The sequence below is a fragment of the Streptomyces sp. NPDC006872 genome, assembly GCF_040635845.1.
Classification (GTDB): Bacteria; Actinomycetota; Actinomycetes; order Streptomycetales; family Streptomycetaceae; genus Streptomyces.
In genome coordinates, this window is the sequence record NZ_JBEYIL010000001.1 from 50,311 (window position 1) to 63,576 (window position 13,266).

13 protein-coding genes are annotated in these 13,266 nt (G+C 73.1%); 12 read left to right on the plus strand and 1 reads right to left on the minus strand.

Annotation, left to right across the window (positions count from 1 at the left end; all coding sequences use genetic code 11):
- Positions 1-80 precede the first annotated feature (80 nt).
- Positions 81-1,112, plus strand: coding sequence for a permease (locus tag ABZ725_RS00220; RefSeq protein ID WP_358800637.1), 1,032 nt, complete (start codon positions 81-83; stop codon positions 1,110-1,112).
- Entirely contained in the window at positions 1,109-1,882 is a 774-nt protein-coding gene (locus ABZ725_RS00225) for a TIGR03943 family protein (protein ID WP_358800638.1), read from the plus strand. The genes ABZ725_RS00220 and ABZ725_RS00225 overlap by 4 nt, the downstream gene beginning before the upstream one ends.
- A gap of 9 nt (positions 1,883-1,891) precedes the next feature.
- Here ABZ725_RS00225 and ABZ725_RS00230 read toward each other — a convergent pair whose 3' ends face one another.
- Positions 1,892-2,713, minus strand: a complete 822-nt coding sequence (locus ABZ725_RS00230; protein WP_358800639.1) for a helix-turn-helix transcriptional regulator — start codon at positions 2,711-2,713, stop codon at positions 1,892-1,894.
- A gap of 62 nt (positions 2,714-2,775) precedes the next feature.
- Here ABZ725_RS00230 and ABZ725_RS00235 point away from each other — a divergent pair, with 62 nt between their 5' ends.
- From ABZ725_RS00235 to ABZ725_RS00280, 10 genes are all read left to right on the plus strand, one after another.
- A complete protein-coding gene (locus ABZ725_RS00235) occupies positions 2,776-3,390 on the plus strand; it encodes a TIGR03086 family metal-binding protein (RefSeq protein WP_358800640.1) in 615 nt (204 codons plus the stop codon).
- A gap of 154 nt (positions 3,391-3,544) precedes the next feature.
- Positions 3,545-4,636: an LLM class flavin-dependent oxidoreductase gene (locus tag ABZ725_RS00240; RefSeq protein WP_358800641.1), complete on the plus strand. Its 1,092-nt coding sequence runs from the start codon at positions 3,545-3,547 to the stop codon at positions 4,634-4,636.
- Entirely contained in the window at positions 4,633-5,220 is a 588-nt protein-coding gene (locus ABZ725_RS00245) for an FMN reductase (RefSeq protein ID WP_358800642.1), read from the plus strand. The genes ABZ725_RS00240 and ABZ725_RS00245 overlap by 4 nt, the downstream gene beginning before the upstream one ends.
- 144 nt (positions 5,221-5,364) lie before the next feature.
- Complete coding sequence (locus ABZ725_RS00250; RefSeq protein ID WP_358800643.1) at positions 5,365-6,084, plus strand: response regulator transcription factor; 720 nt, start codon at positions 5,365-5,367, stop codon at positions 6,082-6,084.
- Positions 6,085-6,113: 29 nt separating this feature from the next.
- Entirely contained in the window at positions 6,114-7,541 is a 1,428-nt protein-coding gene (locus ABZ725_RS00255) for a HAMP domain-containing sensor histidine kinase (protein WP_358801337.1), read from the plus strand.
- An 87-nt stretch (positions 7,542-7,628) separates the two neighbouring features.
- Complete coding sequence (locus ABZ725_RS00260) at positions 7,629-8,894, plus strand: ArgE/DapE family deacylase (protein WP_358800644.1); 1,266 nt, start codon at positions 7,629-7,631, stop codon at positions 8,892-8,894.
- A 91-nt stretch (positions 8,895-8,985) separates the two neighbouring features.
- Positions 8,986-9,642 carry a hypothetical protein gene (locus ABZ725_RS00265; protein WP_358800645.1) on the plus strand — a complete coding sequence of 219 codons (657 nt, stop codon included), beginning with the start codon at positions 8,986-8,988 and terminating at the stop codon, positions 9,640-9,642.
- A gap of 117 nt (positions 9,643-9,759) precedes the next feature.
- Positions 9,760-10,353, plus strand: coding sequence for a sigma-70 family RNA polymerase sigma factor (locus ABZ725_RS00270; RefSeq protein WP_358800646.1), 594 nt, complete (start codon positions 9,760-9,762; stop codon positions 10,351-10,353).
- 138 nt (positions 10,354-10,491) lie between these two features.
- Positions 10,492-11,835 carry an MFS transporter gene (locus tag ABZ725_RS00275; RefSeq protein WP_358800647.1) on the plus strand — a complete coding sequence of 448 codons (1,344 nt, stop codon included), beginning with the start codon at positions 10,492-10,494 and terminating at the stop codon, positions 11,833-11,835.
- A complete protein-coding gene (locus ABZ725_RS00280) occupies positions 11,832-13,220 on the plus strand; it encodes a prolyl oligopeptidase family serine peptidase (protein ID WP_358800648.1) in 1,389 nt (462 codons plus the stop codon). The genes ABZ725_RS00275 and ABZ725_RS00280 overlap by 4 nt, the downstream gene beginning before the upstream one ends.
- The last annotated feature ends 46 nt before the right edge of the window (positions 13,221-13,266 follow it).

Sequence of the window (13,266 nt, forward strand, 5' to 3'; positions counted from 1 at the left end):
GGGTCGGGCAGTCGGGTCTAGGGTCGTGCTGGTCCTGCGGCCGGGACGGTCGAGTGACGCAGGGGACTTCTGGGGGCGGGATGCAGGAGACGGAGATACGGGCGTCCTCGGCGGGGGTGGCCGAGGAGGTTCGGGGCGGTGGTCGTCCGGGGCGTGAACTGCCGCGGCACTGGCCGCTGTTGCTGCTGGGCGCGGCCGTGTTGCCGGGTGTGCTGCTGGTGCTCGTGGGGCGGTCGTTGGACGAGCCGGCGGGGCAGGCGTGGCGGACGGTGTGTCTGGCCGTGATCGTGCAGGCGCTGCCGTTCCTGCTGTTGGGCACGGCGCTGTCGGGGGCGATCAACGCGTTCGTGCCGGCGAGTGTGTTCCAGCGGCTGCTGCCGAAGCGGCCGGCGCTGGCGGTGCCGGTGGCGGGGCTGGCGGGGGTGGTGCTCCCGGGGTGCGAGTGCGCGTCGGTGCCGGTGGCCAGCAGTCTGATCGGGCGGGGGGTCGCGCCGGCGGCCGCGTTCGCTTTTCTGCTGTCCGCTCCGGCCATCAATCCGATCGTGCTGACGGCGACGGCCGTGGCGTTTCCGGGCAGTCCGGAGATGGTGCTGGCCCGGTTGGCGGCCTCGCTGGTCACCGCGGCCGCGATGGGCTGGCTGTGGCTCTGGCTGGGGAGGTCGGAGTGGCTGCGGCCGGCCGTGCGGCACACCGGGCATCAGGCCGGGCACAGCCGGTGGACGGAGTTCCGGCAGGGCTTCCAGCACGACTTTCTGCACGCGGGCGGTTTCCTGGTGGTGGGCGCGATGGCGGCGGCGACCTTCAATGTGGCGATGCCGCGGTCGGTGCTGGACACGTTCTCCGGTTCGCCGTGGCTGTCGGTGCTGTTCCTGGCGGCGCTGGCGATCGTCCTGGCGGTGTGCAGCGAGGCGGACGCGTTCGTGGCGGCTTCGCTGAGCGGGTTCTCGCCGACGGCACGGCTGGCGTTCATGGTGGTGGGGCCGATGGTCGATCTGAAGCTGATCGCGTTGCAGGCGGGGACGTTCGGGCGGGCCTTCGCGTGGCGGTTCTCGGCGGCCACGACGGTGGTCGCGGTGGTGTGCAGCGTGATCGTGGGAGGGGTGCTGCTGTGAAGCGGTTGGTGCAGGTCGTGCTGCTGGTGCTGAGCGGGGTCGGGTTGCTGCGGACCTCGCTGTTCACCGAGGAGTACCTCCGGTATGTGAAGCCGGGGATGCGGCCGTTGCTGGTCGCGGCCGGGGTGGTGCTGGTGGTCCTGGGGGCGGTCGAGGCGTGGACCGCCGTCAGGCGGCGGCGGGCCGACGACCGCCAGGAGCACCAGGAGCAGCACCAGGACCACCACGAGCACCAGGACCACGGGCACGATCACTCTCGGGTGCCCCGGGTCGCCTGGCTGCTGTTCCTGCCGGTGCTGAGCCTGCTGTTCTACGCGCCGCCCGCGCTCGGGTCGTACACCGCCTCGCGGGAGCCGGCGAAGGCCGTCGCGGCGGTGGACGACGACGGGTTCGATCCGCTGCCCGCGACCTCGCCGCTGCCGATCACGCTGACCGACTTCACGCAGCGGGTGCAGCAGGACCGCAGCCTGGCCGTGAAGGGGCGGGCGGTGCAGCTGACCGGGTTCGCGTCCCCCGCCGGTGACGGCGCGGACGGGTGGTATCTGACGCGGATCCTGGTCAGCTGCTGCGCGGCGGACGCCACGACGTTGAAGGTGCGGATGTACGGGGTGGCCGCGCCCGAGGCGGACACATGGGTGGCGGTCACGGGCGTCTGGCACGCGGGCGGGAAGCTGGGGACCTCGTCGGCGCCGGTGGCGTTGGACGTGCGGAGCGTGCAGAAGATCCGGAAGCCGACGAACGCCTACATGGACGCGCTACCGCTTGGCTGAGCGTCAGTGCTACCGCTTGGCTGAGGCGGGTGCGTAGGCCGTGGGCGGTACGCCGATCGTCGCCTTGAAGTCGCGGATCAGATGCGCCTGGTCGGCATAGCCCAGGTCGGCCGCGAGGGAGGGCCAGTCCAGCGCCTCCTCGGTCTCGGCGCGCTCCAGGGCCTCGTGGATGCGGTAGCGCAGGATGACCCACTTGGGGCTCACGCCCACGTAGCCGGCGAAGAGGCGTTGGAGGAGTCGCACGGAGACGCCCTCCTGGTCGGCCAGGTCGGTGACCCTGCGCAGGCTGCGGTCGGTGCGCACGTGCTGGACGAGGTCCATGGCGTGGTCGGCCCGGGGGTCGGGCGCGGGGTCGAGGGAGAGCAGGAAGGCGTCGAGCGCGGCGATCCGGTCGAGGTCGTCGGCGGGGGTGACGACCGACCGGGCGGTGGCGTCGTCGGCTCGCGGGAAGACGTCCCGGGCGGGCAGTGCGCGGCCGGTCCAGTGCGAGACGGGCACGTCGGGGGCGTAGGGCCGGAAGCCGCCGGGCCGGAACTTCGCCCCGCACACCCGGCCCTGTCCGGTCAGCTTCCGGGTGAAGAGGCCGAGTGCGACGCCGGTCAGCTCGCCGTAGGGCGGGCCGTCGTCGGCGTCCCACTGGAAGGTGAGGTTGACGGAGGGGTGCGGGACGACGTGGGAGGCGTAGGGCTCGGGCAGGTCCCAGTCGATGAACCAGTACGTCTCGACATGGCGGCGCAGCGGCTCGGCGGGCCGGTGGCGGCGGAACCGCACACGGGTCAGCAGGCCGGCCGGGTCGACGATCCCGCGGGTGTCGCGGCGGGGGGCGGCCATGTCCGGATCGTACGTCGCGTTTCTTCAAGATGGGCGGGGTCCGGCGTCCGTACGGTCGAGGCATGGACACGAACGCGAACACGAGCGAGAACGCGGACCGTGCGAAGGCGTACGGCATCGGTGAGCTGCTGGGCCTGGCGCGGGAGCGGGCCGTGCCGGTGGTGCGGGGCATTGCGGACGCGACGCTGGCCGCTCCCACGCCCTGTGCGGAGTACGACGTGAAGGCCCTGGTCAACCATGTCTTCCAGGTGCTCGTGCAGTTCCAGCGGCTGGCGGCGAAGGAGGCGTCGGACTTCGGCGAGGCCCCGGACCGGGTGGGAGAGGAGTCCGACTGGCGGGCGGGACTGCTCGCGGAGGCGGACCGGCTGGTGGCTGCGTGGTCCGTGCCCGGCGCCGAGGAGGGCACGACCGGGGCGATGGACATGCCGGCCCGGTTGGTCGGCTCGATGGCGTTGCTGGATCTGACCGTGCACCTGTGGGATCTGGCGCGGGCCACGGGCCAGGAGTACCGGGCGGCCGACGACGCGGTGGTGGCGGAGCTGGCGGGCGCGGTCGCACAGCTGGAGCCGACGGCCCGGAAGATGGGGGTGTTCGGGGAGCCGGTGGCGGTGGCGGAGGGGGCGTCGGAGTTCGAGCGGCTGCTCGCGCGGACCGGCCGGGATCCGTACGGGAAGTGACGTCCACGGGACGGGGGCAAAGATGACGGGGGCGGGGTGACCGGGGCGGGGGTCTTCGGCCGCCGGGCGGGACGACCGGGGTGGGAATAGCCGGGGAGGGGGCGCCGTTCTGCAGGTATAGTTGAAGCGTAAACAACCTGGAGGGTGAGCGACCATGCAGTTCGGGATCTTCAGCGTCGGCGATGTCACGCCGGACCCCACGACGGGCCGTACGCCGAGCGAGCGCGAGCGGATCAAGGCCATGGTCGCCATCGCGCTGAAGGCCGAGGAGGTCGGCCTCGACGTCTTCGCCACCGGCGAGCACCACAACCCGCCGTTCGTGCCGTCGTCCCCGACCACGATGCTCGGCTACATAGCCGCGCAGACGGAGAAGCTGATCCTCTCCACCTCCACCACCCTCATCACCACCAACGACCCGGTGAAGATCGCCGAGGACTTCGCGATGCTCCAGCACCTGGCCGACGGCCGGGTGGACCTGATGATGGGGCGCGGCAACACCGGCCCGGTGTACCCCTGGTTCGGGCAGGACATCCGGCAGGGCATCAACCTCGCCATCGAGAACTACGCCCTGCTGCGCAGGCTGTGGCGCGAGGACGTCGTGGACTGGGAGGGGAAGTTCCGGACCGCCCTGCAGGGGTTCACCTCGACGCCCCGGCCGCTCGACGACGTGCCGCCGTTCGTCTGGCACGGGTCCATCCGGTCACCCGAGATCGCCGAGCAGGCCGCGTTCTACGGCGACGGCTTCTTCCACAACAACATCTTCTGGCCCGCCGACCACACCAAGCAGATGGTCGAGCTGTACCGGGCCCGGTACGCGCACTACGGGCACGGCACGCCCGAGCAGGCCATCGTCGGGCTCGGCGGCCAGGTGTTCATGCGGAAGAACTCGCAGGACGCCGTCCGTGAGTTCCGGCCGTACTTCGACAACGCGCCGGTCTACGGTCACGGGCCGTCCCTGGAGGACTTCACCGACCAGACCCCGCTGACCGTCGGCACGCCCGAGCAGGTCATCGAGAAGACCCTCAAGTTCCGCGAGTACGCCGGCGACTACCAGCGTCAGCTGTTCCTCCTGGACCACGCGGGGCTGCCGCTGAAGACCGTGCTGGAGCAGCTCGACCTGCTCGGCGAGGAGGTCGTGCCGGTGCTGCGCAAGGAGTTCGCCATCGGCCGGCCGGCCGATGTGCCGGACGCGCCGACCCACGCCTCGCTGGTCAAGGCCACCCGGGAAGGGGTGAACGTCGCATGAAGCTCGTCGTCGTCTCGGCGGGGCTGAGCGTCCCGTCGTCGACCCGGTTGCTGGCCGACCGGCTGGCGACCGCGACCGCCGGGCGGACCTCGGCGGAGGTGGAGGTCGTGGAGCTGCGCGACCTCGCCGTCGAGATCGCCCACAACTTCACCAGCGGTTTCCCCGGCCGGAAGCTGGCGGCCGCGCTCGATGCGGTGACGGCGGCGGACGGGCTGATCGTCGTCACGCCGGTGTTCAGCGCGTCGTACAGCGGACTGTTCAAGTCCTTCTTCGATGTGCTCGACCCGGACGCGCTGGCCGGCAAGCCGGTGCTGATCGCCGCCACGGGTGGTTCGGCTCGGCACTCGCTGGTCCTCGAGCACGCCCTGCGGCCGCTCTTCTCCTACCTGCGGGCCGTCGTCATGCCGACGGCCGTCTACGCGGCCTCGGAGGACTGGGGCGCCGAGGGCCTGCCCGAGCGGATCGAGCGGGCGGCGGGGGAGCTGGCGGCGCAGATGACTCCGTCGGCTCCGGTGAAGGAGCAGTTCACGGTGGTGCCGTTCGCGGACCAGCTGGCGGCGCTCACCAGCCCGTCCGGCGTTTGAGGACGAGGCCGTTCAGGCCGAGGCGGGGATCTGGGGGCGGCAGCCCCCAGGAACGCCCACCCGGACGGTGAGAGCCAAGTAAGAAGGGTGATCGTAGGACCGTCCGGACCGCCCAACCGCCGGAGGCCTTGGCAGACTGGGTCGGTGCCTCCCACCGTGCTGCTCGCCGAAGACGACCGTGCCATCCGCAACGCCCTGGAACGCGCCTTGTCCCTGGAGGGCTACCGGGTCACCGCGGTCGCCGACGGGGTCGAGGCGCTGGCGCACGCCCACAAGAATCCGCCGGACGTGCTCCTCCTCGACGTGATGATGCCCGGGATCGACGGCCTTCAGGTCTGCCGGGTGCTGCGCGCCGAAGGGGACCGCACGCCCATCCTGATGCTGACCGCGCTGGTGGAGACCGCCGACCGGATCGCCGGTCTCGACGCGGGCGCCGACGACTACGTCGTCAAGCCGTTCGACGTCGAGGAGGTCTTCGCCCGGCTGCGGGCGCTGCTGCGCCGGACCAACCCCGACGCCGCGACGCCCGTGGTGCCCGACGTCCCCAAGCAGCTGCCCGAGCAGCGGTATCTGGAGGCGGCCGGGCTGCGGATGGACCCGCAGGCGCGGCGGGCCTGGCGGGCCGGGCGGGAGCTGGAGCTGACCCGGACCGAGTTCGAGCTGCTGGAGCTGCTCGTGCGCAACGCCGGGATCGTCCTGGACCACTCCACGATCTACGACCGGATCTGGGGCTACGATTTCGGGCCCGGCTCCAAGAACCTCGCCGTCTACGTCGGCTACCTGCGCCGCAAGCTCGACCAGCCGGGCGCCCCGCAGCTGATCCACACCGTGCGCGGGGTGGGTTACGTGCTGCGGGAGGACTGAGGGGCGAGCGGGTGAGCGGTCCGGACCTGATGCGTCGGCTGCGTCGGGTCGTGTCCCGGCCGCGGCCGAAACTGGTGTCGCTGCGCACCACCTTCGCGGTGTCCTTCGCGGCCGTCACCGCCGCCGTCACGGTCCTGATCGGCGTCCTGTCGTACTCGGCGGCCGCCCGGCTGGTCCGGGTCGACCAGGAGACGGTGTTCGACGAGGTCGTGCAGGATCTGCGGGACGAGGTGCGCGACACCCGGATGGCGCCGGAGGACTTCTCCTCGGCCGCGCCGGGCCACGACCTCGTGCGGCCGGCCCGGACGGACGTGCAGGTGCTGGGCCCGGCCGGCTCGGTCGTGGACCACGGCACCCCCGGGCTGCCGGTCGTGGCCGCCGACCGCACGATCGCCGCCGCCGCGACGTCCGGGCGGATCATCGAGCACAAGGACGTGGACGTCGGCAGCGACGTCTACCGCATCGCGACCGTCTCGCTGGGCGGCGGCCGGGGCGCGGTGCAGGTGGCGCAGGAGTTCAGCGACACCGAGGACCTGCTGCGGGCGCTCCAGCAGCGCACGCTCGTCCTGATGACCGCCGTGGTGACGGCCGCCGGGCTGTTCGGCTGGTGGCTGGCCCGGCGCATCACCCACCGGCTCGTCATCCTCACGACCGCCGCCGAGGACGTCGCCCGCACGCGCCGGCTCGGCGTGCAGGTGCCGGTCACCGGCTACGACGAGGTGGGCCGGCTGGGCCGAGCCTTCGACCGCATGCTGGGCCGGCTCGCCCAGTCGGAGGAGGACCAGCGGCGGCTCGTCCAGGACGCGGGGCACGAGCTGCGCACGCCGCTGACGTCGTTGCGGACGAACATCTCGCTGCTGCACCGCATCGACGAGCTGCCGCCCGACGCCCGCGCCGAGCTGGTGGCGGATCTGGGCCAGGAGGCCCGTGAACTGACCGACCTGGTGAACGAGCTGGTCGATCTCGCGGCCGGCCAGTCCGACACCGAGCCGCCGCGCAAGCTGGACCTCGCCGACATCGCGGAGGAGGTCGCGGGCCTCGCCCGGCGCCGCACCGGACGGCAGGTCGTGCTCCGGGTGAGCGGCGCCACCACCACCCACGGGCGGCCGGGCATGCTCCAGCGGGCGCTGTCCAACCTGGTGGAGAACGCGACCAAGTTCGACCGCGAGGGGCGGGCGCCGGTCGAGATCGCCGTCACCGGGCCCGCCCGGCCGGGCGTCGTCCGCGTCGAGGTCCTCGACCGCGGGCCCGGCATCGCCGAGGCCGACCTGACCCGGGTCTTCGACCGCTTCTACCGCGCCGCCGACGCCCGCTCCCTGCCCGGCTCCGGCCTCGGCCTGTCGATCGTGCGCGAGGTGGCGCTGGCCCACGGGGGCGGGCCGTTCGCCTTCCGGCGGGCGGGCGGCGGCTCGGTGATCGGGTTCACGGTGGGCGGCGGGCCGCCGGACACGGCGTAGCGTCCCCCGCGTAGCAGCGGGCCGCGGTGAGCAGGTATGCCTTCTGCGGTGGCGGGAGCGGTCCGCCGGTGACGGAGGGAGTGGGGCGTGCTCGATGACCGGGAGGCCGCGGTGCTGGCGGCGGTGGACGAGGAGGCCGTCGGGCGGACGCTGGCGGAGCTGATCGCGATACCGAGCGTCGGCGGGAGCCCGGCCGAGTCCGAGATCCAGCATCACCTCGCCGGGCGGCTGGAGCGGCTCGGGCTCGACGTCGACCTGTGGTCCATGGACCTGCCCGCCCTGCGCGCCGACCCCGACTTCCCCGGCGCCGAGGCCCCGCGCGACGAGGCCTGGGGACTGGTGGGCCACACCCCCGGGGACGGTGACGGGCCGACGCTGATCCTGCAGGGCCATGTGGACGTCGTCCCGCCCGGCGACCCCGCCGCCTGGGACGGCGACCCGTTCGTGCCACGGGTCACCGGGGACCTCGTGCACGGGCGGGGCGCGTGCGACATGAAGGCCGGGCTTGCGGCCCACCTGGGCGCGCTGGCCGCGATCCGGGCGGCCGGGGTGCGGCTGCGCGGACGGGTCGCCGTGCACTTCGTCGTCGGCGAGGAGGACGGCGGACTCGGTGCCTTCGGCACGTTGCGGCGCGGGTACGGCGGCGACGCCTGCGTCATCGCCGAACCCACCTCGCGGACGGTGATCACCGCCAACGCGGGCGCGCTGACCTTCCGGATCACCGTCCCCGGCAAGGCCGCCCACGCCAGTTCGCGGGAGGCCGGGGTCAGCGCGATCGACGCCTACCTGCCGTTGCACCGGGCGCTGGCCCGGCTGGAGGGCGAGCGCAACCGGGACCCGGATCCGCTGCTCGCCGAGTACCCGATCCCGTACTCCCTGTCCGTCGGCACCGTGCGCTCCGGGGACTGGGCGAGCAGCGTGCCCGATCTGCTGGTCGCGGAGGGGCGGCTCGGGGTGCGGCTCGGGGAGGACCCTGGCGTGGCGCGGGCGGCGCTGGAGCGGTGCGTGGCCGAGGCCTGCGCGCAGGACGACTGGCTGCGCGCGCATCCGGCGACCGTGACCTGGCCCGGCGGCCAGTTCGCGAGCGGCCGGCTGGCGGCCGGGCATCCGCTGCGGGACGTCGTCGCGGACGCGTACGCCGACGCGACCGGCGCGGCGCGACCGCGCGAACGCGGGGCCACCTACGGGAGCGACCTGCGGCTCTACGCCGGGGCCGGGATCCCGACGGTGCAGTTCGGGCCGGGGGACATCGGCGTCGCCCACAGCGCACGCGAACAGGTGTCCCTCCGGGAGGTGGTGGAGACGGCGCGGGCGCTGGCGCTGACGGCGGTGCGGACGGCGGGTGTGAGGTGAGGCAGGTCACAGCCGCCGATTGAGGTGCGGACCGGGGTGAATTCCGTACCCCCGCACGACGACCGTTGTCCGGATGCGAGGATGTGTCGCCATGGCCGCTGGGTGGTGTTCTCGCACGCTACGGGCCGCGCTGTTCGCGGCCGTCTGCGTGCTGCTCGCCGCCCTGGGGCACGTGATGATGTCCGGCTCCGAGGTGCCCGCGTGGGCGCTGGCCGCGAGCGTGGCCCTCACCGGCGCCGCCGGCTGGAGCCTGGCGGGCCGGGAACGCGGACTCCCCCTCATCGTGACGGTCGTGCTCGCCGCCCAGACGGTCCTGCACACGGCGTTCTCACTGACGGAACGGCAACCATCGGCCGGGGCCATGGAGATGGACTCCATGGACATGGCCGGTATGGGCCGCATGAGCCATGCAGGGCACATGGAGCACATGGGCCACACGGACCCTTTGGGTGAGGCCGTCGGCATGGGCGGCTCGTCCTCGTTCGGCATGCTCGCCGCCCACCTGCTCGCCGCGCTGCTGTGCGGGCTGTGGCTGGCCCACGGCGAGAGGGCCGTGTTCCGGATCCTGCGGGCGGTGGCCGGATGGCTGGCCGCGCCGCTGCGACTGCTGCTCGCCCTGCCCGTCACCCCGGAGCGCCCGCGCGTCCGGTTCAGCCGCCGCGGATCGGAGCGCGCGCCGCGGCTTCTCCTTCTCACCTACGCGATCACCACGAGGGGCCCACCCCTGAGGACCGCTGCCGCCGCCTGACGCCATACGGCTGCCGACGGCTGTCTCTTCCTCATGCCCTCACACATGCCCTGACGCATGCCCTGACACATGGCCTGACCCATGTTCCGGCACATGCCCTCAGGCGTTCCCTCATGGATGATCCGAGAAGGACACCAGGTGATCAGTACTGCCCCAAAGCCGTCCCAGGCGTCCCACGCCTCCCGGGACGAGTCGATAACGGCGTGGGCGCTCGCCGCCCGTGCCGGTGACGCGGACGCCGTCGAGCAGTTCGTCCGCGCTCTGCACCGCGACGTCCTGCGCTACGTCGCCCATCTGTGCGCCGACCCCCAGGCCGTCGACGACCTCGCCCAGGACACCTTCCTGCGCGCCCTCGGCAGCCTGCACCGGTTCGAGGGCCGTTCCTCGGCGCGGTCCTGGCTGCTGTCCATCGCCCGCCGGGCGGTGGTCGACAGCCATCGGTACGCCGCCGCCCGCCCCCGGCTTTCCGACGTCCCGGACTGGCAGGTCGCCGCGGAGCGCGTCCAGCCGCGCGACCTGCCCGGCTTCGACGACGGCGTCGTCCTGCTGGATCTGCTGGCCTCGCTGCCGGACGAGCGGCGGGAGGCGTTCGTCCTCACGCAACTGGCCGGCCTGCCCTACGCGGAGGCGGCTCGGGCGAGCGACTGCCCGGTCGGCACGGTCCGTTCGCGCGTGGCGCGGGCGCGGGCGACGCTGGTGGATCTGCTGTAGGAACCGTTTCCGAGGGCGGTGGCCGGTGCCACCGCCCTCAGGCGCGTCGCCGCCCGGCCAATGTTGTGCATTTTATTGACGGCGGTTAAATGAAGGCCTAACTTCTCGGTGTCCTTCCCCCGCTCAAGGGAGACCGCGATGCCTTCGTCCCCCGTCGCATCAACCCGGCAGTTGCGTATGGTCGCCGCCTCCGGACTGCTCGGCACCGCCGTGGAGTTCTACGACTTCCTCGTCTACGGAACCGTCGCCGCCCTCGTCTTCGGCGAGCTCTTCTTCCCCGGCGCCGATCCGGCCGTCGGCACCGTCGCCGCGTTCGGCACCTTCGCCGCCGGCTATGTCGCCCGCCCGCTCGGCGGGATCCTCTTCGGGCACTTCGGCGACCGGCTCGGCCGCAAGTCGATGCTGCTGCTCACCATGGGCCTGATGGGCGGCGCGAGTTTCCTCGTCGGCCTGCTGCCCACGTACGACACGATCGGCGTGTGGGCACCGGTGCTGCTGATCACCCTGCGCGTCGTCCAGGGCATCGCCATCGGCGGTGAGTGGGGCGGCGCCACGCTGATGGTCGTCGAGCACGCGGGCGAGCGGCGGCGCGGACTGTGGTCCAGTTTCACGCAGATGGGGGCCCCGCTCGGCTCCCTGCTCTCCACCGCCGTCGTCACGCTGGTCGTCACCCTCCCCGAGGACGAGTTCGCGGCCTGGGGCTGGCGTGTGCCGTTCCTGCTGAGCGTGGTGCTGCTCGGCGTCGGACTCTTCGTCCGCCTCAAGGTCGTCGAGAGCCCGCTCTTCGCCGCGGTGAAGAAGGAGCGCGCCGAGTCCCGGCTGCCGATCCTCGACGTGCTGCGGCACCCCCGTCCCGTGCTGCTGGCCTGCGGGGTCGGCATCGGTGCCTTCACCGCCCAGTCGCTGCTGACCAGCTACCTCATCGCCTACGCCACCGGCATCGGCTACGCCCGCCCCCAGGTGCTCACCGCGCTCACGGTGTCCGCCGCCGTCGCCCTGGTCGTGCTGCCCTGCGCGTCCGCGCTCTCCGACCGGGTCGGCCGCCGCCCGGTCGTCCTCGTCGGCGCCCTCGCCTCGGCGGCTCTCGCCTTCCCCGTCCTCGCGCTCGTCGACTCGAAGTCGCCGGGGCTGCTGATCCTCGCGGTAGTCCTCGGCCACGGCATCGCCCAGTCCATGATGTACGGCCCGCTGGGCGCGCTGCTCACCGAGATGTTCGGCACCCGGGTCCGCTACACCGGCGCCTCCCTCGGCTACCAGGGCGCCACCCTCATCGGCGCCGGATTCTCCCCGATGATCGCGGGGAGCCTGGTGGCGGGGAGCGGCGACAGCACTCCCGTCGCGCTGCTGCTGTGCGGCGGCGCGGCCGTGACCGCCGTGACCGTCCTTCTCGTACGCGAGACCAGCCGGACGTCCCTCGCCGACACCGCCGACGCGACCACCGCAGACTCCGACGCCCCCCACACCCAGGAGATCACCGCATGACGCCCCGCACCTGCACCCGTACCGCCTTAGTCGCAGCCCTGCTGCTCGCGGTCACCGCCCTCCCCGCCACGACGGCGACGGCGGCGGACACGAGCCACGTCGAAGGCCGACTCCCCTCCGGCGCCACGTACATGATGGACGTGCCCGCCGCCTGGAACGGCACCGTTCTCCTCTTCAGCCACGGCTACGCGGCCGGCCCCGCCAACCCCGCCCAGGACGCCCCGGACGACGCCACGAAGGTCCTGCTCCTCGCGAAGGGCTACGCGCTCGTCGGTTCCTCCTACGCCACCACGGGCTGGGCGGTCACGGACGCGGTCCCCGACCAGCTCGCCGCCCTCTCCGCCTTCACCGACCGCTTCGGCGCGGCCGGTCGCACCATCGCGTGGGGACGGTCGTACGGCGGACTGGTCACCACCGCCATCGCCGAGCGCCACCCGGACCGCATCGACGGCTCGATCGCCCTGTGCGGGCTGGTCCAGGGCGGCGTCGCCAACTGGAACAACACCCTCGACCCCGTCTTCGCGATCAAGACGCTGCTCGCGCCCGGCTCCGACGTCCCGCTGACCGGCCTGCCCGACCAGGCGGCCGCCACCGCCACGGCCGGCGCCCTCACCGCCGTCGTGGAGTCCGCGCAGACGACGGCCGCCGGCCGGGCCCGTATCGCGCTCGCCGCCGCCCTGCACAACATCCCCGTCTGGAACCAGCCGACGCAGACCCGGCCGGCCGCGACGGACTGGGACGCGCAGCAGGTCAACCAGTACGCCGCGGTCAAGGGCCTGCTGAACGCCGGCTTCAACCGGCGGCAGGAGGCCGAGGCGCGGGCGGGCGGCAACATGTCCTGGAACACCGGGGTCGACTACGCGAGGCTGCTCGGGCAGTCCTCCGTCCGCAAGGAGGTCGGTGAGCTGTACAAGGCGGCCGACCTCTCCCTGCGCGCCGACCTGGCCGCCCTGAACCGCGCCCCGCGCATCGGCGCCGACCCGGCGGCCGTCGAGTGGATGCGCGACACCAGCTCCTTCACCGGCGAACTCGCCAAGCCGCAGCTGTCCGTGCACACCATCGGCGACGCCCTCGTCCCGGTCCAGACGGAGAGCGCCCTGCGCCGGGCCGTCACGGCCGCCGGTTCCTCGGCCCTCCTCCGCCAGGCGTACGTCGACAACGCCGGCCACTGCACCTTCAGCCCCGCCGAGCAGCTCGCCGCGCTGCACACCCTGGAGGTCCGTCTCACCGCCGGCCGCTGGCAGGGCACCGACCCGCAGTCCCTCAACTCCCGTGCGACGGCGGCCGATCCGAGCACGCCCACCCGCTACGTCTCCTACCGGCCGACCCCGTACCTCCGCCCGTACGACCTCGCGCACCCCGCCGACGGACCCGACGGCCGCTGACCCCGTACGGCCGCCCGCCCGCCGGTGGGTGCGGCGGACGGCCGTA

What these genes read in the sequence shown, in the direction of transcription:
- ABZ725_RS00235 (WP_358800640.1), top strand. Translation starts at nt 2,776, where the DNA reads ATGGACACGAACGCGAACACGAGCGAGAACGCGGACCGTGCGAAGGCG.
- ABZ725_RS00240 (WP_358800641.1), top strand. Translation starts at nt 3,545, where the DNA reads ATGCAGTTCGGGATCTTCAGCGTCGGCGATGTCACGCCGGACCCCACG.
- ABZ725_RS00230 (WP_358800639.1), bottom strand. Translation starts at nt 2,713, where the DNA reads ATGGCCGCCCCCCGCCGCGACACCCGCGGGATCGTCGACCCGGCCGGC.
- ABZ725_RS00280 (WP_358800648.1), top strand. Translation starts at nt 11,832, where the DNA reads ATGACGCCCCGCACCTGCACCCGTACCGCCTTAGTCGCAGCCCTGCTG.
- ABZ725_RS00265 (WP_358800645.1), top strand. Translation starts at nt 8,986, where the DNA reads ATGGCCGCTGGGTGGTGTTCTCGCACGCTACGGGCCGCGCTGTTCGCG.
- ABZ725_RS00275 (WP_358800647.1), top strand. Translation starts at nt 10,492, where the DNA reads ATGCCTTCGTCCCCCGTCGCATCAACCCGGCAGTTGCGTATGGTCGCC.
- ABZ725_RS00220 (WP_358800637.1), top strand. Translation starts at nt 81, where the DNA reads ATGCAGGAGACGGAGATACGGGCGTCCTCGGCGGGGGTGGCCGAGGAG.
- ABZ725_RS00255 (WP_358801337.1), top strand. Translation starts at nt 6,114, where the DNA reads ATGCGTCGGCTGCGTCGGGTCGTGTCCCGGCCGCGGCCGAAACTGGTG.
- ABZ725_RS00270 (WP_358800646.1), top strand. Translation starts at nt 9,760, where the DNA reads ATGATCCGAGAAGGACACCAGGTGATCAGTACTGCCCCAAAGCCGTCC.
- ABZ725_RS00245 (WP_358800642.1), top strand. Translation starts at nt 4,633, where the DNA reads ATGAAGCTCGTCGTCGTCTCGGCGGGGCTGAGCGTCCCGTCGTCGACC.